This window comes from Melaminivora sp. (genome assembly GCF_032059615.1).
Taxonomy (GTDB): domain Bacteria; phylum Pseudomonadota; class Gammaproteobacteria; order Burkholderiales; family Burkholderiaceae_C; genus Melaminivora.
The window spans coordinates 32,749-51,597 of the sequence record NZ_DAMCAM010000017.1; the positions used below are offsets into that span (position 1 = coordinate 32,749).

An 18,849-nucleotide genomic window follows, 5' to 3' on the forward strand; every position below is an offset into this window, starting at 1 on the left:
CCGCCGCGCGGCCGGCGTCAGGCGAGTTCGATGTTCTCGACCAGGCAGGCCTTGCCCAAGTCCTCGATGACGAATGCGTCGTTGCTGGACTCGTAGGTCTCGATGCGGTCGCGCTTGGGGTTGTCGATCACCGCGCGGCGGCGCTTGCCGTCCTGGTAGTAGATGGACAGGTTGGCCAGGCTGGTGATCAGCACCGCGTTCTCGGGCACGTAAGGCACGCTGATCGCCTGCAGGCCGCCCAGGCGCGCCTGGCTGCGCACGATGTCGGCCGCCAGCATCTCGGTGGGCGCCGTCTGGTTGTCCATCAGCGGGAACAGCTTGTCGTGCAGCAGGTTGCGCCCGACGATGGCCACCAGGTCGCCGGCCTTGGCGTGCCAGGTGTCCAGCAGGCCGTGGGTGGCGTCGTACACCAGGCCGTCCAGGGTCTTGTAGTCGCCGCTGCCGTCTGCCTTGACCTGCACCTTGCCGGCGACCTTGCCGCCGGTCATGACGCGCGCGGCGGCGTTGTCGCGCAGGTACTGCAACCAGCCCTTGTTCACATCTTGCAGCAACGGGTTGGTGGTGCGGTTGGTGTCGGCGGCAACGCTCACGCCGTTGAAGCCGATCATGATGCGGTCCAGCGCGCATTGCTGCTGGATGGCGCGGGCCAGGCGCAGCTGGAAGTCGGGGAACTTGGCCCACATGTCCAGCGTGGCGTAGCGCAGGTGCGTGTCGTAGTTGGTCTGCGAGCACAGATAGCCCTGGCCTTCCAGGCTGTGCGGGTCCGTGGTGGCGCGGTCCTTCGTGGTGGTGTCGGTGCGGCTGGCAATCGGCCCGGTGGTGCCCAGGCCCAACTTCTGGCCCTGCATTTCATCGACGGGAGCGATGTTGATGGACTTCAGGAATGCGCTGGATTCCTGGATGCGGTTCTCCAGCTTTTGCTGGATGCTGGGCGAAATGGTGAACTGCTGCGCGGCGGACGGAACGCTGTTGAGCGTGGCCTGGTCCTGCAGGTAGGTGTTGAACAGCTCGCGGGTTGCGTTCTTCATGGGGCGGTCCTCGGTGGGCGTGCGTGGTGGTTGGTCGGTGGACGGGCGGCGTGGGGGTCAGCAGTCGGCCTTGAGGGCGCCTTCGGTGCCCGTGGCGTCGGGCCGCTTGGTGCCGCTGCCGTCCTGCTGGCTCAGCTTTTCCTGCAGGGCCTTGAAGTCGGTTTGCAGCTTGGCGAACTGGCCGGCCAGCGCGGCGTGCGCGGCGGTGGCGGCAGCCAGCTCGGCGGCCTGGCGTTGAATGGCGGCATCAGCCGCGCCCAGCACTTCCAGCGTCTTGACAGCGAAGGCTTCGGAGGTTTCCGGCTTGTGCGTGGGCGCGGTGATGCCGCGCAAGTTGCTCAGCAGTTCGCTGAATTTGGCGACGAGCACGGATGCGATGCCTTCGGCGTCGCCCTCCAGGCCCAGGTCGGTCTCGACCGCGGCGGTGAACAGCGCGCCCTCGGTGTGCTTCTTGCCCTTGAACGGGCTGGCGTCGGGGTTGCCGGCGGCGAACTTGAGCACTTCGGTGCCGAGGCTGGCCGGGCTGTCGGTGACGGCCAGGCCGGTCATGTAGGCCTCGCCCGTCTTGGCGAAATTGGGGTCCACCTCGATGGAGGTGTAGATCTTCTGGCGGGCCTTGTTCATGGCCACCAGGCCGGGCAGCGCCTCGATCTGCGCGAAAAGTGCCAGCTTGCCGTCCTCGACCTGGCGCGCTTCGAGCGCCAGCACGTCGCCCAGCGCGGCGAAGGCGCTGTCGGGCGTGACGCCGCGGTAGTGCTCCAGCCACACGCGCGCCCCGTAGGTGGCGGGTTTGTAGTTCTTGGCCATCTGCTCGATCCAGGCGCGCTGGATTTCGCGGCCGTCGGTGGTGGCCCCTTCGGTGGCTACGCGGAAGAATTTGGTCGGCATGGTGCGGCCCTACGGCAGTGGTTGATCTGCCGCTATGTTGCGCACTGGTGCCGGTTGGTGCAATTTGCGCGCGTTGTGGCTGCACGCAGCACATTTTTCCGCTGCTGCGCTCCGCGCGCGCGCGGGCCACACTGGCGCGGCATATGACAGCCAGACCTACTCCCGCCAGCCGGCGCGCCGCCTCGTCCCAGGGCCCTGCCCCGCTGGGCGCTGGAGCGCACCCGAACGATCTGCCCGCCGGCACGCCCGGCGCTGCGGACGGGGGCGTCGGCAAACGACGCGAAGCGCGGGCACTGTACTGGATGGGCTGGCGGTTGTCGCACATCGCCGAGCACCTGGGCATTGCCCGCGGCACGCTGCACGGATGGCACAAGGCCGAAGGCTGGGCCGCGGCGCCGGCAGTGCAGCGGGTTGAGGGGGCGCTTGAGGCGCGCATGGTGACGCTGGTGGCAAAAACCGACAAGACCGGCGGCGATTACAAAGAAATCGACCTGCTGGGCCGCCAGCTCGAGCGCCTGGCGCGCATCGGCCGATACCAGCAGTCAGGGCGCGAGGCGGATCTGAACCCGGCCATCGAGGCGCGCAACGCCGGGCCGAAGCAGCGGCGCGCGAAGAACTCCCTGTCCGACGAGCACATCGAGCAGCTGAAAAGCGCCTTCCTGGACTCGCTGTTTGCGTATCAGCTGCAGTGGTGGCAGGGCAGCCAGCAGCGCACGCGCGCGATCCTCAAGAGCCGGCAGATTGGCGCCACCTGGTACTTCGCGCGGGAGGCGCTGATCGACGCGCTGGAGACCGGCCGCAATCAGATTTTCCTGTCGGCCAGCAAGGCCCAGGCGCACATCTTCAAGCAGTACATCGCGGCGTTCGTGCATGAGGTGACGGGCGTGGAGCTGAAAGGCGACCCGATCGTGCTGGCCAACGGCGCCACGCTGTATTTCCTGGGCAGCAACGCGCGCACGGCGCAGGGCTACCACGGCAATTTCTACTTCGACGAGTTTTTTTGGACGCAGGATTTCGAGCGCTTGAACAAGGTGGCCAGCGGCATGGCCATGCACAAGAAATGGCGCAAGACCTACTTCAGCACGCCCAGCAGCATCCAGCACGCGGCCTATGCCTTCTGGAGCGGCGCACGGGTGAAGAAGAAAGACAAGATCGACGTGGACTTGAGCCACGCGCGGCTGGCCAGCGGCTTCGTGGGCGAGGACCGCGTGTGGCGGCACATCGTCACGATCATGGATGCGCTGGCCGGCGGCTGCGACCTGTTCGACCTCGACGAACTGCGGCTGGAGTACTCCGACGCCGAGGTGGCCAATCTGCTGATGTGCGGCTTCGTGGACGACTCGTTCTCGGTGTTCCCGCTGGCGATGCTGCAGGGCTGCATGGTGGACAGCTGGGAGCTGTGGAAGGACTTCAAGCCTTTCAGCCAGCGGCCGCTGGGCTGGGCGCCGGTGTGGGTGGGCTACGACCCGAGCCACACCGGCGACAGCGCCGGCCTTGTGGTGGTAGCGCCCCCGGCGAAGCCTGGCGGCCCGCTGCGCGTGCTGCACACCGAGCAGTTCAAGGGCATGGACTTCGAGGCGCAGGCACGCGCGATCAAGGCCGTCTGCGAGCGTTACAACGTGGCGGGCATGACGCTGGACACCACGGGCATCGGCCAGGGCGTGTACCAGCTGGTGCAGCAGTTCTACCCGGCGGCGCGCGGCATCAACTACAGCGTGGACACCAAGACCATGCTGGTGCTCAAGGCACAGCAGGTCATCAAGACGGGCCGGTTGGAGTTCGACGCGGGCAACAAAGACCTGGCGGCCAGCTTCATGGCGATCAAGCGCGAGCTGACGGCGAGCGGGCGCAGCGTGACCTATGCGGCCGGGCGCAGCACCGAGACCGGCCACTCTGACCTGGCCTGGGCGTGCATGAACGCGCTCAGCCATGAGCCCCTCGAGACCGGCACCGGCCTGGCCAGCGTGCAGGGCTCTTCTTTCCTTGAAATTTCCGACTGACCATGACCAAACGCACACGCCGCGCCGCGGCCCAGGCGCATGCCACCACACCCGCAACCGCCACCGCCACCACACCCGCGCCGGCATCGCCACCGGCCCAGGCTTTCAGCTTCGAGCTGGGCGAGCCCGAGCCCGTCCTGGGCGGGCGATCGGCGCTGCTCGAGTACGCGGAGTGCCTGCAAAACGGCGACTGGTACGAACCGCCAGTGAGCCTGACAGCACTGGCCCGGCTGCTGCGCGTGGGCGCGCACCACGAGTCGGCGTTGCGCTTCAAGGTCAACGTGCTGGCCAGCACGTTCATTCCGTCGCAGGCGCTCAGCACCGAGACGCTGCGCGCCTTCGCGCTGGACTTTCTGGTGCTGGGCAATGCCTACCTGGAGCGGCGGCGCAACCGCTTGGGCGAGCTGCTCACGCTGCAGCACGCGCTGGGCAAGTACGTGCGGCGCGGCATCGAGCCCGGCCGGTTTTTCTTCGTCACGGATCTGCAAAGCCCGCATGAGTTCGCGCGGCACGACGTGTTCCAGCTGCGCGAGCAGGACCTGCACCAGGAGATCTACGGCGTGCCGCCGTACCTGGGCGCGCTGCAGTCGGCGATGCTCAACGAGTCGGCGACGCTGTTCCGGCGGCGCTACTACAACAACGGCAGCCACGCCGGGTTCATCCTCTATGTGACCGACGCGGCGCAGTCGCAGGGCGACATCGACAAGATGCGCGAGCAGCTGACCAAATCCAAGGGCACCGGCAACTTCCGCAACCTTTTCTACTACGCGCCGAACGGAAAGAAAGAGGGCATCCAGCTGATTCCCATCAGCGAAGTGGCGGCGAAGGATGACTTCCTGAACATCAAGAACTCCAGCCGCGATGACGTGCTGGCAGCGCACCGCGTGCCGCCGCAGCTCATGGGCATGCTGCCGAACAACGTAGGCGGCTTCGGCGACGTCGAGAAGGCCGCAAAGGTGTTCGCCCGCAATGAGATCGCGCCCCTGCAGGCCACGATGGCGCATGCGATCAACGCCTGGGCCGGCCGCCCCGTCTGCGCGTTCCGGCCCTACGTGCTGGACGACGCGCCGGCATAGACCCGCCCCCACTCCCGCCCACAGCCCGCAGGACGCGGGCTTTTTTTCACCCTCGCGCAGCCCCTCACCCCTGCTGCGCGGCCCCGTGGCGGCCCGCCCAGCCCCCGCCGCAGGCCTCCCGGCCGGCCCGGGCCGGCAGCGCCCCCTCCCACCCCCCTCCCACCCAGGCCCGCCCTACCCCGCGGCGCGCCGTCGAGACCCCGCCGCGCCTGCCCGCTTGATGTGTTGTTTTTGTCGGACCTGCCGGCACAGCGGCTTTCCAGCGCTGGTGCGGCCTCGCGCGGCGTTTTCCGCAGCTCTCGCGCGTCGGGTTTCGTCGGGTTTTGCCCTGCCGCAGCGCGTGGCAACAGCACCCCTCGGAAATGCCCAGCAAGGCCCCGAATCGGCTCCTGGAGCCGCCCAAAGACGATGGCCTATACCGAGGCCTATAGGGCCGCCAATATCCGCTCCAGGCCGCTTAAATGCTGGGTCGATGAATTCTTCTCTCTTCCGCCATTTCCGCCCTCAGAGCCGGCCCGTCTGGTAGCGCTGACCCAGCACGGCCTGCAGCTCCCGCACCACCTTGAAGGCATCCCGCAGCGTGCTGCGCTCGAAGCCCGAGAGTTCGGCCAGCCGCAGGTGGTTGTCGGGCTGTTGCCCGGCGTCCGTCTGGCGGCTCTGGTGCGCGATGCGCAGCGCCGCGATGAACTCCAGCGTGTCGATCAGGTCGCGCGCCGCCTGCGGGCTCACCTCGCCGCCATCGGCCACGGCCAGCAGCCGCTCGCGCGTGTTGACGGCCTCCACGCCGCCGGCCAGCGCATGGATGCGCGCCAGATCGATGATGGGCACGATGCCGCCGTGCTTGAGGTCCACCGTCCCGGGGTGCGCGCCCCCGCGCTCCACGGCGATCCGGCCGAACAGGCCCAGGGGCGGACGCTGCCCCAGTGCATTGCCGACCATGTGCGCCAGGAACAGGCCATTGCCCCGGGTGCGCTCCAGCATGGCAAGGCGCAGCGTGCGCAGCAGCTGTGCATCGCCGTGCACGGCGCGCAGGTCGAAGAACACCCCGGTGAGCATCAGCGCGGCGGCGTCGGGCTGGTGCACCCACTTCCTGAAGTATTCGTCCCAGCGCCGGCGCGGCTGGCGCCATGCCTCGTTGCTGGCCATGATGTCGCCCGGGCAGTGCACGTAGCCGCAGGCGTGCAGGCCGTCGCAGACGAAGCGCGCCAGCCGCGCGAAGTAGTCGCCGTGCTCGGCCGGCCGGTAGTCGTCCGACAGGATCAGGCCGTTGTCCTGGTCGGTGCGCGCGGCCTGCTCCATGCGTGCCTGCGAGCCGGCCGCCACCCAGGCGTAGGGCACGGGCGGCGCGCCCAGGTCCTGCTCGGCCAGCTGGATCAGCCGCAGGGTGAAGGCATCGGTGACCGAACTGATGATGAGGCCGGTGTTGTAGGCGCTGGTGTCGGCCCGGGCCAGGCCGGCCTGCAGGTGGCGCACGCGCCCGCTGCAGGCCACCAAGCCGGCGAGGTCGGGCTGCTGGTGGATGTCCTGCGTCAGGTGGACCGCCGAGGTGCTCTGCAGCCGCCCCAGGTCGGAGGCGGTGACCATGCCGACCAGGGCCTCACCCTCCAGCACCGGCACGTGGTGGATGTTGCTGCGGGCCATCAGCAGCAGGGCGTCGAAGAGGGGCTGGTGGCGCTGCAGCGTCATGGGCGCCGGCGTGGCGACGTCGGCCACGGGCCGCTCGGTGTCGATGCCGGCGGCGACCACGCGCTGGCGCAGGTCGCGGTCGGTAACCAGGCCCAGCAGGCGCCCGTCCCGGGTCAGCAGGATGGAGGAGACGCCGGCGGCGGCCATGCGCCCGGCGGCGCTGCGGATGCTGGCCTGCGGGTCGATCTGCAGCGGCGAGCGCTGCAGCAGGCTGCCGATCGGCGCGGCCATGGCGCAACCCTGCGAGGCCTGGGGCAGCGCGGGAAGGGCGCCCTGCCCGGCCGGCGGCTGCAAGGTCTTGGATGGCGGCATGGGCGAACTCCTCCTCTGCCAGGGTGGGGGCGGCGGTGCACCGCGCGCCCCGGCGCATTTTTTCAGTAAGTGAGCCGGGCGTAATAAGTCTCGCGCGAGCGCGCGCGCGCCTGACCCAGGGTGACGATGCCCATGTCCCGCAGCAGCGGGATGAGTCGCAGCAGGATCCCGGCTGTCGCCAGGGCGTCGCCCAGCGCGGTGTGCCGCCCCGGCACGGGCACGCCCAGCCGCTCGGCGATGGCTTCGAGCCGGTGCGATTCCTGGTGGGGGTGGACCAGCGCCGACAGCAGCAACGTGTCCAGCACCGGCTGGGCAAAGCGCAGGCCGGTGCGCGGCTCCAGCAGCTGCAAAAAGCGCATGTCAAAGGCGGCGTTGTGCCCGACCAGCACCGTGTCCCGGGCGAACTGGTGAAAGGCCGGCAGCACCTGCTCGACCTTCGGCTGCCCGGCCACCATGGCCGGCGTGATGCCGTGGATGGGGATGCCGGCGGCGGGAATGTTGCGCCCCGGGTCGACCAGCTGCTCGAAGGCCTCATGCCGCAGCAGCCGCCCGTTGACCACGCGCACCGCGCCTATCTGCAGGATCTCGTCGCCGCCCGACGGGTCGAGCCCCGTGGTCTCGGTGTCGAACACCGTACAGATCAGGCGGGACAGCGGGCAGTCGTCCAGCGCCTCCTCGGCGCCCGTGTCGGCGAACAGATCGAAGTCGAAGAACTCGGGCCGGCCCGCATGCGGGGCCGCCAGGGCCGCGGCCTCTGCGGCGCCCTCGGCCAGGGGCAGCAGCAGGCGAAAGCAGGCCTGGTGCGCGACCCGGTCGCGCTCGAACCCGATCTCGGCGCCGTGGCGCCCGAGCACGTCGCGCACCGACAGCGGATGCGGCTCGCCGCCGATGCGCATCGGGTCGATCTCCCAGCCGGTCACGGTCTCGGTGTTGACGGCGTGGCCGCTCCAGACCAGGTCGAGCTGCGCCCGCCCGCCCTGGCGCGCCAGCCGCAACTGGAGGCTGCGCACGGCAAATTCTTCGACCAGCCGCCCGCCCAGGTGCTCCAGCGCCTGCAGCATGGAGAAACTGTCCAGCCTGAGCCACAGGGCATTGTCCACCTCATCCGCCGTGACGGGGACCGCGCACTGGCGCGCCAGCTGGCGCGCCGCGACCTGGACGAACTCGCTGCCTCGCACCTCTTCAAGCGGCCAGCGCGTGCGCAGGCTCTCGGTGGCGTGGCGCGCGGCCGCATCGACCCGCGCGGCCAAGGCGCCGATCTCGCGGCGCAGCACGCCCAGCGAGCGCTCGCGCGGGGCAGGCCCCAGGCCGCCATGGGCGAGCGCATCCAGCGCCGCCTGCGCGGTCGCCAACGACGCCCGGCTGCCTTCGGTCAGGGTGTGCAGCCACTGGTCGCGCGCCGCCTCCTCCTCGAAGTTGCGTGTGATGTTGTCCAGCAGGAGCACGAAGCCCTCCAGGCCCGCCGGGTCGTGCATGCCGTCGCCGCCGCTGCCGACGTCGGTCACGGGCGAGAGCTGCGCGCGCAGCAGCTGCCCGCCCCGCGTGGTGGTGACGAACTGCGCCGACGGGTGGGGCGCGCCATGCGCCAGGCGCTGCTGCACGCGTTCGAGCGCGTGCGCCACCAAGCGCTCGTCGAACACCGCGTAGATCGAGCGCCCGATGCCGATCAGCTCGGCCCCGCCGGCCAGGTGCGGCGCCTCCGACAGTGCCCGGAACTGCAGGCGCGCGCGGTTGTTGTACAGCAGGATGCGGCCGTGCCGGTTGCACACCACGACGCTTTGCGTGAGCTCCGACATCAGCGCGGCCAGCCGGTTGCGCTCGCGGTGCACGCCGGCGCCGGCCCGCGCCACCTCGGCGGCCACATCGCCGCGCAGGCCGTCGCGCTGCGCGGCCAGCGCGTTGATGGCCTCCACCAGCGCCTGCTGGCCGGCGTGCGCGCGGGCCTTGAGCGGCAGTGGCTCGACAGCGTTGGCCACGGCGCGCGTCTGCTCGGCCAGCTCGCGCCAGGCGGCCTGCTGTGGCAGCCACCAGCGCTGCAGCGCCGCCACTGCCGCCGCGGTGCCCCCGGCCCAGGCCAGCGCCAGCAGCGGCAGGCCACGCGCCACCAGCGCCGCGAACTGCGCGCGCTCGGGCCCCGGCAGCGGCAGCCACGCCAGCAGCAGGCCCAGGGCCAGGCACAACCCCACCGCGCCCGCCGCTGCGGCGGCGGCGTACCAGGGCAGGCGATTCCCGGCTCCGCGCATGCGCATGACCTTGCTGAAAGGGCGCTCAGCGGCAAGCATCCTTGAATATGGCATCGCCTTCGGACACCTTTTCTACCGCGCCCAGCAGCCGGCCCTGCCGGCCGTCGAAAGCCACGCGCTCCCGGCTTTCGCAATTGAGCACGTAGGACCGCGATTCGAGTCGCTCCACTGGGTCCTTGCGGAAGGCATATTCAAAATATTCCACCAGCCGCTCGCTGTCCTGCAGCCGGGTCGTATATTTTCCATCCACCACGACGAAAGAGTTCACGGCCGGATGGATATAGCTCCAGGGTTTGAACAGGCTTTTCTCTCGGCCTTCCTCGACCACCACGGTGCCGGCCGGCAGCTGGCTGAGCTTGAAGCCGTACCAGTCGTAATCGTAATAGGCCAGATACCCGAGCATGCCCATTGCTGCGGAAGCGGGAATCAGCCATTTCGGCAGCCGGTTGCGCGTCAGCTTTCTGAGAAAAAATGCTGCCCCGCCCAGGCAGACGCCCAGAATCAGGACACCGAAGAGATGCCACACCATAAATATTTCTCTCGCCCTGATGGAAAAGGTGGGCCTTCCCGGGAAGGCCCACCTGCACGCCAGAATGACCTGTCTTATTCAGGCATCACGGATAGCGCACGTGGCGCACCATTTCCTTGGTTTCCTCGGACGTGTCTTCCGTCGCCAGCGAAACCGCCACGGACACGGCGATATTGATCGCCGCACCGATGCAGCCCACCGACAGCGGGGAAATACCCAGGATCCAGTGCTCGGGCGTATTCGGGAAGGAATTGGTGCCCGGAATGAAGAACCAGCCCAGGTACAGGAAGATGTAGGTCACCGTGGCCAGCGAGCCCGCCACCATGCCTGCGATCGCCCCCTTGCTGTTGATGCGCGTCGAGAAGATGCCCAGGACCAGTGCCGGGAAGATGGACGAGGCCGCCATGCCGAAGGCCAGCGCCACCGTCTGGGCCGCGAAGCCTGGCGGATTGAGCCCCAGCCAGGTGGCCACGATGATGGCCCCGACCATCGCGACCCGCGCGTAGAACATCTCCTTCTTCTCCGTCAGGTGCGGCATCAGCGTGTTCTTGAGCAGGTCATGACTCACGGCCGAAGAAATCGCCATCAGCAACCCTGACGCCGTGGACAGCGCCGCCGCAATTCCCCCGGCGGCGATCAGGCCGATGATCCAGGCGGGCATGTTGGCGATCTCGGGCAGCGCCAGCACCAGGATGTCGTTATTCACCGTGAGTTCGTTGCCCTTCCAGGTCTGCGCCCACTCGGCCTGGCTGGACAGGTCCTTGTTGGCATCGTTGTAGAACTGGATGCGGCCGTCGCCGTTCTTGTCCTCGAACTTGATCAGGCCGGTGGCCTCCCAGTTCTTGACCCACTGCGGACGCTCTTCGTAAGCCAGCGACGCGGCGCGCGGGCCTTCGGGGTAGATGGTGTCGAGCAGGTTCATGCGTGCCATGCCCGCCAGCGCCGGAGCGGTGGTGTAGAACAGCGCAATGAACACCAGCGCCCAGGAGGCAGACCAGCGCGCGTCGCGGATGTTGGGCACAGTGAAGAAACGGATGATGACGTGCGGCAGACCGGCCGTGCCGACCATCAGCGTCAGGGTGAAGAGGAACATGTTCCACTTGTTGCTGACGTCGGCCGTGTAGTCCTGGAAGCCCAGGTCGCGAACCACCTCGTTGAGCTTGTGCAGCAACGGTATGCCCGAGGCCGCGTGCTCGCCGAACAGGCCGGTCTGCGGCAGGAAGTGCCCGGTCATCATCAGCGACAGGTACACCGCCGGAATGGTGAAGGCCAGGATCAGCACGATGTATTGCGCCACCTGGGTATAGGTCACGCCCTTCATGCCGCCGAGCACGGCATAGAAGAACACCACCACCGCGGAGATGATCAGGCCAGTATCGCTTCGCACTTCCAGGAAGCGCGCAAAGGCCACGCCCGCGCCCGTCATCTGGCCGATCACGTAGGTGAGCGAGATCACGATCAGGCAGACCACCGCGACCACGCGAGCACCCTTGCTGGCATAGCGCTTGCCGACGAAGTCCGGCACCGTGTAGGCGCCGAAACGGCGCAGGTAGGGCGCGAGCAGGGTCGCCAGCAGCACGTAGCCCCCCGTCCAGCCCATGATGAAGGACGAGTTGACATAGCCCACCGAGATCAGACCGGCCACGGAGATGAACGAGGCCGCGGACAGCCAGTCCGCGGCCGTCGCCATGCCGTTGAGCGTGGGGTGCACGTTGCCCCCGGCGATGTAGAACTCACGGGTGTTCTTGGCCCGGGCCCAGACAGCGATCCACGTGTAGATGACGAAGGAGCCGATGACGAAAATGAAGTTGATCCAGAACTGGCTCATGGCTTATTCCTCCAGCCCGAATTCTTTGTCGAGGCTGTTCATTTTCCAGGAATAGAAAAAGACCAGTGCCAGGAACGTCAGGATGGAGCCCTGCTGGGCAAACCAGAAACCCAGGTCGGCGCCACCGACGGAAATACCCATCAGCAACGGACGCAACAAGATTCCAAATCCATAGGAAACCGTCGCCCAGATGACGAGGCAGATGGTGATGAGTCGGACATTAGCGCGCCAATATGCGCGGTCCCTGTCGGTAATTTGTTTAGCCATGATTAACCCCAAATTTCGTGCCACTGCACGGCCAGGCTGGATAGATGGTGCAAAGCACCCTCACGATTCAGTCGTGGTCGATAAGGCCTCCTTGTTCCAAGGTCTGCGCTCAGAATTTTCAAGATGCTTTTTTCTGCCGAAGAAGCAGATTTTTCAGGGATTTTTCCGAGGTTCCGGGGTTTTTCCCGTTTTTTCGCTTTTTCAGGCATTGGCCCGGCACTCTAGCCCTGCGCCTTTCGCGAGACTTACAAAGCCTCGCACCCTCCGGAAACCAAGGGCAAATACTTAGACAGGAACGGCTCGGGCAGGCCTTTTCGGCCGGAAAACGCCCGGTCCCTGCCATCCGCAGCCCGCATGCCAGGGGCGGCCGCGTCCGACCCTGGCCCTCGTGCCGGGCTGCCAAGCTGGCCCACATGCGCCAGATGATCGACTTCAGCTCTTGGCAGGGCCTGCTGTCCACGCTGCTGGGCCTAATCCTGTTCACGCTCGTGGCCGTGGGCCTGCGGCTGGTGGTAATGCAACGCATGCAGCAGCGCCGCGAGCGCCAGAACCGCCAGATCAACGAACGCCTGAAAACGCTGATCGCGGCCTACAAAACCCTGGGCGGCTCGTTCACGGGCAACCTTGCAGTGGACCCGCGCCACCTGCGAGATCTGCGCGGGCTGCAGCTGCGCGCCGCCGAAGGGGCGGCGCAGGACGAGGGAGCAGGCGCAGAGGCGGCCCCAAATCCGGGCTCCGAGCGCCGGCGCCGCATCCGCGATGCAGTCGAGGCGGCGCTGTCCGACGTGATCCTGCTGGGCACGGCCGAGCAGGTGCAGCTGGCCGTGCAAGCTGCCAATGCCATGGTGGCCGGCCGCCACATCGAGACCGCCGCGCTGGTGGTTTCGCTACGCGACTTCATCCGCTCGGCGCTGGACCTGGAGCCCGTGCCGGCCGACCTGAGCATCCCCAGCCAGGGACCGCTGCGCGGCGCGGCGGGTGGCCGGGGAGGCGCTGCCGGCTCCGCCGGACGCGGCGGCGGAGGGGGCGGTGGTGGCAGTGGCGGAGCCGGGATGGCGGCTGGCGGTGCGCTGGGCCTGGGGGCAGGCCGGGCCGGGGAGGATGCGCAAGCGCCCCCTCCTCTGGGCATGCACGAGCCCTGAGCTGCACCGCCCCAGTCTGGCGCCTGGTTCAGTTCGTCAGCGTGTGCCAGGCGACGCCCGTGCCATCCACGTGGCGCTGCACCCGGCCCTGGGCGATGAGGTAGTTGAAGCAGGCCGTGGCCTCGCCGGTCGCCAGGCTCAGCTGGCCCGGGTCGGCCTCGCCGATGGGCCGGCCAAACAGGGCGGCAAAGCTGTCCACCGTGCGCAGCGGGCCCTGCTCCAGCTGTTGGCACAGGGCATTGAGGGCGCGCTCCTGGCTGCGGCGCAGCTGCTCCAGCCGCGCATGCAGGCCGTGGAAGGGCTCGTTGTGCGCGGGCAGGACCAGCACCGAATCGGGCACCTGCTCGCGCAGCCGCTCCAGCGACTCGAACCAGCCCTGCAGCGGGTTGGCCAGCGGTTCGTTGGGATAGACCGAGACGTTGGAGGAAATGCGCGGCAGCACCTGGTCACCGGCGATCAGCAGGTCGAGCCCCGGGCAGTACAGCGAGGCGTGCTCGGGCGAGTGCCCGCTGGTGACGATGACCTGCCACTCGTGCCCACCCCACTGCAGGCGCTGGCCGTCCTCCAGGCGCCGGAAGCTCTCGGGCAGCGCGTGGATGAACTTGCCAAAGCTGCCGAAGCGGCTGCGGTAGGCCTCGATGGCCGCCTCCGACCAGCCGGCCTCGCGGTGAAAACGCACCCCGTCCGGCGGCGCCTCGCGGCTGGTGTCGGCGTGCAGCACGCGGCAGGACAGGTATTCGGTCCGCGTCATGAACAGGGGCACGCCGGCGCGCCGGGTGAACCACCCGGCCAGGCCCACGTGGTCCGGATGCATGTGCGTGACATAGACGCCCCGCAGCGGCCGCGCCAGCGGCCCGCTGCCGGTGAGGGCCAGCCAGTCGGCCACGGTCTGCGGGCTGTTGAGGCCCGTGTCCACCAGCACCCAGCCATCCTGCACATCCACGGTCCAGACGTTGATGTGGTCCAGCTTGAAGGGCAGCGGGAGGCGGATCCAGCGCACGCCGGGCGCCACCTCCACGAAGTCGTGCGGTTCGGGGCGCTCGAAGGGATAAGTCAGGGGGCTGGCAGGATCGGGCATGGTGGGGCTCAGGAGCGCCAGGGGCGGTGTTGCACAGGCCAGCGATTGTGCGGCTGGCAGGACCGCAGCGCTGGCGCCTGCGTGACGCGCGAGCGCGGCCGCGTCCGACGCGCCAGCGCAAGGCAGCGGCCTAAAACCGCTGTTCACCCGTGCATTTCACCGCCGGACGTCCCGCTGCAGGAGGTAGCCATGGCCCACATTCCCGATTCCAGGATAGAGCGCTCCGACCCGCCCATCCACCCACGCAAGGTGCCCGCATCGGTGGACATGCGCCGGGCGATCTGGATCATCGCCGCGGCCATCGTGATCTCGCTGGTGGTTGCGGGGCTGGGGCGGCTGTTCGCGTCCTCGGAAGACCCGTACCTGCCCGAAAGCCGCACGGCCACCGGCGCCGAGGCCCCGGCCATACCGGTGCCGCCGGCGCGGTGAGCGCCCGCCCCGGGCAGTCCGGTCAGGTGCCCTTGCTGACCGTGATGGTCGGGAACTTCGCCGAAAAATCCTTGCCCTGCTGCCCGATCTTCACCGCCACCTTGCGCGCGATGTCGCGGTAGAGGGCGGCGATTTCGCCCTCGGGCTCGGCGGCGACCGTGGGCTTGCCGCTGTCGGCCTGCTCGCGGATGGACATCGTGAGCGGCAGCGCGCCGAGGTAGTCCATGCCATAGCCCTCGGCCAGCTTGCGGCCCCCCTCGTGGCCGAAGATGTGTTCGGCGTGGCCGCAGTGGCTGCACACGTGCACCGCCATGTTCTCGACCAGGCCCAGGATGGGCACGCTCACCTTCTGGAACATGGTGATGCCCTTCTTGGCGTCGATCAGGGCGATGTCCTGCGGCGTGGTGACGATCACCGCCCCGGTCAGCGGCACCTTCTGCGCCATGGTCAGCTGGATGTCGCCGGTGCCGGGCGGCATGTCCACCACCAGGTAGTCCAGGTTGTCCCAGCGCGTTTGCATGATGAGCTGCTCCAGCGCCTGGCTGGCCATGGGGCCGCGCCAGATCATGGCCTGCTCGTCATCGACCAGAAAGCCGATCGAGTTGATCTGCAGGCCCAGGGCGTGCTTGGGCTCCATCAGCTTGCCGTCCAGGCTCTCGGGCTTGCCGTTGGTGGCGGTCATGGTCGGCACACTGGGGCCGTAGACGTCGGCGTCCAGCAGGCCGACGCGCGCGCCCTCGGCGGCCAGCGCCAGCGCCAGGTTGACGGCGGTGGTGCTCTTGCCCACGCCGCCCTTGCCCGAGGCCACGGCGATGATGTTCTTCACGCCCGGCAGCAGCTGCACGCCGCGCTGCACCGCGTGGGCGATGATCTTGCTCGCAACGTTGACCGAGACGTTGGCCACGCCCGGCAGGGTGCGCGCGGCGGCGATGAACTGGCTGCGCAGCTCCGGGATCAGGCTCTTGGCGGGGTAGCCCAGCTCGACGTCGAAAGCGACGTCGCCGCCTGCGATCTGCACGTTGCGCACGGCGCGGGTGCTGACGAAATCCTTGCCGGTGTGCGGGTCCTTGACGCTGGCAAGCGCTGCCAGCAGATCCTTTTCTGTGAGTGCCATGGTGGTCTTGTCTGGGTGTTCGTTCGACGGGATGGCCGAGTCTAGCCAAGGGGGTTTGGCACTCCCGGCGCTGGGCTTATCGGGCGCGGCGGCCGCTCAAGCCTGCACGTGCAGCCCCGCGGCGCCCGCCTGCACCTGGCCCACCACGGCGGCGTGCCCGAAGCCCTCGCGCGCAAACACCGCCAGCACGTCATCGACCGCCTCGCTCGCGCAGGCCACCAGCAGGCCGCCGGAGGTCTGCGGGTCGGTCAGCAGGGCCTGCGCCGTGGCCGGCAGGCCGTCCGCCAGCCGCACGTCGGCCCCGTAGCCGGCCCAGTTGCGGCCGCTGGCGCCGGTGACGAAGCCCTGCCGAGCCAGCTGCTCCACGCCGGGCAGCAGCGGCACGCGCGACCAGTCGAGGTGGATGGCGACCCCCGCGCCGCGCGCCATCTCCAGGGCGTGGCCGGCCAGGCCGAAGCCGGTCACGTCGGTGATGGCGTGCACGCCCGGCAGCGCGGCCAGCAGCGGGCCGGGGGTGTTCAGGCGCGTGGTGCTGGCGATCATTTCGCGGTAGTGGGCCTCGGCCAGCTGCTCTTTCTTCAGCGCCGCCGAATACACGCCCACGCCCAGCGGCTTGCCCAGGACGAGCACGTCGCCCGGCCGCGCACCGGCGTTGCGGCGCACCTGGTCGGGGCGCACCAGGCCCATGGCCACCAGGCCGTAGATCGGCTCGACCGAGTCGATGGTGTGCCCGCCGGCCACAGGGATGCCCGCCGCGCGGCACACGTCCTGGCCGCCGCGCAGGATGGCGCCGATGGTCTCCACGGGCAGCTGATTGACCGGCATGGCCACCAGCGCCAGCGCCATGATGGGCTTGCCGCCCATGGCATAGACGTCCGACAGCGCATTGGTCGCCGCGATGCGGCCGAACTCGTACGGGTCGTCCACGATGGGCATGAAGAAATCGGTGGTCGCCACCAGCGCCTGGCTGTCGTTCAGGCGATAGACGGCGGCGTCGTCGGCGGTTTCCAGGCCGACCAGCAGCTCGGGCGGCACCAGGCCGGCGGCGCCGCTTTGCGCCAGGATCTGCGACAGCACGCCCGGGGCGATCTTGCAGCCGCAGCCGCCGCCATGCGACAGGGAGGTCAGGCGCACGGCGGCAGAGGGGGTGGACGAAGAAGCATTCATGGCAGGGCAATTGCGGGTTCAAAGACAATCCGCGCTTTCGGCGCAGCGGCGCGCGACGACGCGAGCCGCCGGATCATCTCAGATTCACCGCGCCCGCCTGCGCGCCTGTCCCCCTGCTCCCGTGTCCCACCACCGCCCCATCCGCCCGCAAGACCGCCACGGCTTCGACGCCCTCATCGACGCGCGCTCGCCCGCCGAGTTCGCCGATGACCACCTGCCCGGGGCCATCAACTGCCCCGTGCTGAGCGACGAGGAGCGCGCCATCGTCGGCACGCTCTACGTGCAGCACAGCGCCTTCGAGGCGCGGCGCGTGGGCGGCGCCTTCGTGGCGGCCAACCTGGCGCGCCACCTCTGCGGCCCACTGGCCGACAAGCCGCCCGGCTGGCGCCCGCTGGTCTATTGCTGGCGCGGCGGCATGAGGAGCGGCTCGATGGTGCAGTGGCTGCGCCTGGTGGGCTGGGACGCGCAGCAGCTCTCGGGCGGCTACAAGGGGTTCCGCCGGCACGTCATCGACCAGATCGCGGCGCTGGTGCCGCAGCTCGACCTGCGCGTGCTGGTGGGCGCCACCGGCAGCGCCAAGACGCGCGTGCTGCATGCGCTGGCCGAACAGGGCGCGCAGGTGCTGGACCTGGAGGGCCTGGCGCGCCACAAGGGTTCGCTGCTGGGCGCCCTGCCCGGCGTGGCGCAGCCATCGCAAAAACACTTCGAGACGCAGCTGGCCACGGCGCTGGAGGGGTTCGACCTGGCCCGGCCCGTGTATGTGGAAGGCGAGAGCGCGCGCATCGGCCGCCTGTCCGTGCCCGTGCCGCTGGTGCAGCGCCTGCGCGCCGCCGCCTGCATCGAGGTCGAGGCGCCGCTTCGGGAGCGCCTGGCCTACCTGCTGCGCGACTACGCCTACCTGGGCGACGACCCCGCTGGCCTGTGCGAGCGCCTGGCGCAATGGACCGAGCTGCACGGCCATGCCACCGTGCAGCGCTGGCAGACCTGGGCGCGTCTGGGCAACCTGGCCGCCCTGTTCGAGGAGCTGATGCGCCTGCACTACGACCCGCACTATGGCCGCTCGCAGGAGCGCAATTTCACGCACTGGAGCGCCCGCCGGCGCCTGCCCGCGCCCGACCTGTCCCCGGCGGGCATCGCCGCGCTGGCGCAGGCGGTGCAGGCACCCGGTGGATTTCAACAGGAAAATCCGGTCCAAGCCCTTGCCAGCCATTGAGCCTTAGCTATCAATTTTATTGATCACTCCGCTCCGCCTTCCGCTGTTCCACGAAAGCCTTTCCCCCATGAAATTCAAGATGGCGCCCAACTCGGGCTTTGCCGTGCTGCTGCGCTCGCCCTGGTGGGTGAGCTTCCTGATCGCCGCGGCCATCGTGCTGGCCTGCGCCGCGCTGCTGCCGGCGCACTTGGTGCCGTTCGCCGCCGCGGGCGCGCTGCCGATCTTCGTCATCGGCTGCGTGGCGGCCTGGCGCCAGGCGCGCGCGCCCAGCCGTGCGCGGGTGCAGGCCGCGCGCGCGGCGGCGGCCGCCATGCCCTGGCGCGACTTTGCCGCCCTGCTCACGCGCGCCTGGGTGGCCGAAGGGCACGCCGTGCAGCCCCTGCCTGCGGGCACGCAGGCAGCCGACCTGCGCGTGGTGCGTGGCGGCAGCGGTCATGACTTCATCGTGGTGGCCGCGCGCCGCTACAAGGCCGCCACCCATGGCGTGGAGCCACTGCGCGCGCTGCACGCCCTGGCGCAGCAGCAGGGCGCGCAGGCCGCCACCTACGTCGTGCTGCAGGGCAGCGTGAGCGAGGCCGCGCGCCAGTTCGCCGCCGGGCACGGCATCGCCCTGCTGGAAGGGCCGGCGCTCGAGGCGCTGCTGCTCAAGGGCCAGCCCTGACGCGCCGCGCCCCCCGCTTCTAGAATCGCCTGTTTTGCCGCCCCGCCGCCCGGGGCGTTCCCGCCTGCAGCCTCCCGCCCGTTCCATGACCGCACGCAAGATCTTCGTCACCACCGCCCTGCCGTATGCCAATGGCAACTTCCACATCGGCCACATCATGGAATACATCCAGGCCGACACCTGGGTGC

17 protein-coding genes are annotated in these 18,849 nt (G+C 69.1%); 7 read left to right on the plus strand and 10 right to left on the minus strand.

Annotated features, from left to right (window positions below):
* Positions 1–17 precede the first annotated feature (17 nt).
* Together RT051_RS05685 and RT051_RS05690 are read right to left on the minus strand one after the other, a co-directional pair.
* Positions 18–1,028 (minus strand): phage major capsid protein, P2 family, encoded by a 1,011-nt coding sequence (locus tag RT051_RS05685; RefSeq protein ID WP_313073444.1) that lies wholly within the window; start codon positions 1,026–1,028, stop codon positions 18–20.
* Between the two features lie 57 nt (positions 1,029–1,085).
* Positions 1,086–1,916 (minus strand): GPO family capsid scaffolding protein, encoded by an 831-nt coding sequence (locus RT051_RS05690; protein ID WP_313073447.1) that lies wholly within the window; start codon positions 1,914–1,916, stop codon positions 1,086–1,088.
* A 143-nt stretch (positions 1,917–2,059) separates the two neighbouring features.
* Here RT051_RS05690 and RT051_RS05695 point away from each other — a divergent pair, with 143 nt between their 5' ends.
* Complete coding sequence (locus RT051_RS05695; protein WP_313073452.1) at positions 2,060–3,916, plus strand: terminase large subunit domain-containing protein; 1,857 nt, start codon at positions 2,060–2,062, stop codon at positions 3,914–3,916.
* Positions 3,917–3,918: 2 nt separating this feature from the next.
* Entirely contained in the window at positions 3,919–4,992 is a 1,074-nt protein-coding gene (locus RT051_RS05700; RefSeq protein ID WP_313073455.1) for a phage portal protein, read from the plus strand.
* 504 nt (positions 4,993–5,496) lie between these two features.
* On the opposite strand, the gene RT051_RS05705 is transcribed toward RT051_RS05700, so the two are convergent.
* The 5 genes from RT051_RS05705 to RT051_RS05725 form a co-directional block, all read right to left on the minus strand.
* On the minus strand, positions 5,497–6,990 hold the full coding sequence (locus RT051_RS05705; protein ID WP_313073458.1) for a putative nucleotidyltransferase substrate binding domain-containing protein: 1,494 nt from the start codon (positions 6,988–6,990) through the stop codon (positions 5,497–5,499).
* A 62-nt stretch (positions 6,991–7,052) separates the two neighbouring features.
* The gene (locus RT051_RS05710; protein WP_313073461.1) at positions 7,053–9,239 is read right to left on the minus strand and encodes a 3'-5' exonuclease; all 2,187 of its coding nucleotides are present in this window, start codon (positions 9,237–9,239) and stop codon (positions 7,053–7,055) included.
* Positions 9,240–9,258: 19 nt separating this feature from the next.
* Complete coding sequence (locus tag RT051_RS05715) at positions 9,259–9,762, minus strand: hypothetical protein (protein ID WP_313073463.1); 504 nt, start codon at positions 9,760–9,762, stop codon at positions 9,259–9,261.
* A gap of 85 nt (positions 9,763–9,847) precedes the next feature.
* Positions 9,848–11,590 (minus strand): sodium:solute symporter family protein, encoded by a 1,743-nt coding sequence (locus RT051_RS05720; protein WP_313073466.1) that lies wholly within the window; start codon positions 11,588–11,590, stop codon positions 9,848–9,850.
* Positions 11,591–11,593: 3 nt separating this feature from the next.
* Positions 11,594–11,857 carry a DUF4212 domain-containing protein gene (locus RT051_RS05725; RefSeq protein ID WP_313073469.1) on the minus strand — a complete coding sequence of 88 codons (264 nt, stop codon included), beginning with the start codon at positions 11,855–11,857 and terminating at the stop codon, positions 11,594–11,596.
* A gap of 413 nt (positions 11,858–12,270) precedes the next feature.
* On the opposite strand from RT051_RS05725, the gene RT051_RS05730 reads away from it, so the two are divergent.
* Positions 12,271–12,999, plus strand: a complete 729-nt coding sequence (locus tag RT051_RS05730) for a hypothetical protein (RefSeq protein ID WP_313073472.1) — start codon at positions 12,271–12,273, stop codon at positions 12,997–12,999.
* A gap of 28 nt (positions 13,000–13,027) precedes the next feature.
* Here the strand turns inward: RT051_RS05730 and RT051_RS05735 are convergent, their stop codons facing one another.
* Positions 13,028–14,077 carry an MBL fold metallo-hydrolase gene (locus tag RT051_RS05735; RefSeq protein WP_313073475.1) on the minus strand — a complete coding sequence of 350 codons (1,050 nt, stop codon included), beginning with the start codon at positions 14,075–14,077 and terminating at the stop codon, positions 13,028–13,030.
* 189 nt (positions 14,078–14,266) lie between these two features.
* Here RT051_RS05735 and RT051_RS05740 point away from each other — a divergent pair, with 189 nt between their 5' ends.
* Positions 14,267–14,506, plus strand: a complete 240-nt coding sequence (locus tag RT051_RS05740) for a hypothetical protein (protein ID WP_313073478.1) — start codon at positions 14,267–14,269, stop codon at positions 14,504–14,506.
* A gap of 22 nt (positions 14,507–14,528) precedes the next feature.
* Here the strand turns inward: RT051_RS05740 and apbC are convergent, their stop codons facing one another.
* Together apbC and selD are read right to left on the minus strand one after the other, a co-directional pair.
* Entirely contained in the window at positions 14,529–15,620 is a 1,092-nt protein-coding gene (gene apbC / locus RT051_RS05745) for an iron-sulfur cluster carrier protein ApbC (protein WP_313073481.1), read from the minus strand.
* A 96-nt stretch (positions 15,621–15,716) separates the two neighbouring features.
* Positions 15,717–16,787: a selenide, water dikinase SelD gene (selD, locus tag RT051_RS05750; RefSeq protein ID WP_313073484.1), complete on the minus strand. Its 1,071-nt coding sequence runs from the start codon at positions 16,785–16,787 to the stop codon at positions 15,717–15,719.
* 121 nt (positions 16,788–16,908) lie between these two features.
* On the opposite strand from selD, the gene mnmH reads away from it, so the two are divergent.
* The 3 genes from mnmH to RT051_RS05765 form a co-directional block, all read left to right on the plus strand.
* Complete coding sequence (mnmH, locus tag RT051_RS05755; protein WP_313073486.1) at positions 16,909–18,000, plus strand: tRNA 2-selenouridine(34) synthase MnmH; 1,092 nt, start codon at positions 16,909–16,911, stop codon at positions 17,998–18,000.
* Positions 18,001–18,079: 79 nt separating this feature from the next.
* Positions 18,080–18,661 carry a restriction endonuclease gene (locus RT051_RS05760; RefSeq protein ID WP_313073491.1) on the plus strand — a complete coding sequence of 194 codons (582 nt, stop codon included), beginning with the start codon at positions 18,080–18,082 and terminating at the stop codon, positions 18,659–18,661.
* 34 nt (positions 18,662–18,695) lie between these two features.
* On the plus strand, positions 18,696–18,849 hold a 154-nt coding region (locus RT051_RS05765), incomplete at its 3' end, for a class I tRNA ligase family protein (protein ID WP_409520552.1).

Excerpts from the sequence above, each read along its gene's own strand:
- RT051_RS05685 (WP_313073444.1), bottom strand. The coding sequence starts at position 1,028 with ATGAAGAACGCAACCCGCGAGCTGTTCAACACCTACCTGCAGGACCAG.
- RT051_RS05690 (WP_313073447.1), bottom strand. The coding sequence starts at position 1,916 with ATGCCGACCAAATTCTTCCGCGTAGCCACCGAAGGGGCCACCACCGAC.
- RT051_RS05695 (WP_313073452.1), top strand. The coding sequence starts at position 2,060 with ATGACAGCCAGACCTACTCCCGCCAGCCGGCGCGCCGCCTCGTCCCAG.
- RT051_RS05700 (WP_313073455.1), top strand. The coding sequence starts at position 3,919 with ATGACCAAACGCACACGCCGCGCCGCGGCCCAGGCGCATGCCACCACA.
- RT051_RS05705 (WP_313073458.1), bottom strand. The coding sequence starts at position 6,990 with ATGCCGCCATCCAAGACCTTGCAGCCGCCGGCCGGGCAGGGCGCCCTT.
- RT051_RS05710 (WP_313073461.1), bottom strand. The coding sequence starts at position 9,239 with ATGCGCATGCGCGGAGCCGGGAATCGCCTGCCCTGGTACGCCGCCGCC.
- RT051_RS05715 (WP_313073463.1), bottom strand. The coding sequence starts at position 9,762 with ATGGTGTGGCATCTCTTCGGTGTCCTGATTCTGGGCGTCTGCCTGGGC.
- RT051_RS05720 (WP_313073466.1), bottom strand. The coding sequence starts at position 11,590 with ATGAGCCAGTTCTGGATCAACTTCATTTTCGTCATCGGCTCCTTCGTC.
- RT051_RS05725 (WP_313073469.1), bottom strand. The coding sequence starts at position 11,857 with ATGGCTAAACAAATTACCGACAGGGACCGCGCATATTGGCGCGCTAAT.
- RT051_RS05730 (WP_313073472.1), top strand. The coding sequence starts at position 12,271 with ATGCGCCAGATGATCGACTTCAGCTCTTGGCAGGGCCTGCTGTCCACG.
- RT051_RS05735 (WP_313073475.1), bottom strand. The coding sequence starts at position 14,077 with ATGCCCGATCCTGCCAGCCCCCTGACTTATCCCTTCGAGCGCCCCGAA.
- RT051_RS05740 (WP_313073478.1), top strand. The coding sequence starts at position 14,267 with ATGGCCCACATTCCCGATTCCAGGATAGAGCGCTCCGACCCGCCCATC.
- apbC (WP_313073481.1), bottom strand. The coding sequence starts at position 15,620 with ATGGCACTCACAGAAAAGGATCTGCTGGCAGCGCTTGCCAGCGTCAAG.
- selD (WP_313073484.1), bottom strand. The coding sequence starts at position 16,787 with ATGAATGCTTCTTCGTCCACCCCCTCTGCCGCCGTGCGCCTGACCTCC.
- RT051_RS05760 (WP_313073491.1), top strand. The coding sequence starts at position 18,080 with ATGGCGCCCAACTCGGGCTTTGCCGTGCTGCTGCGCTCGCCCTGGTGG.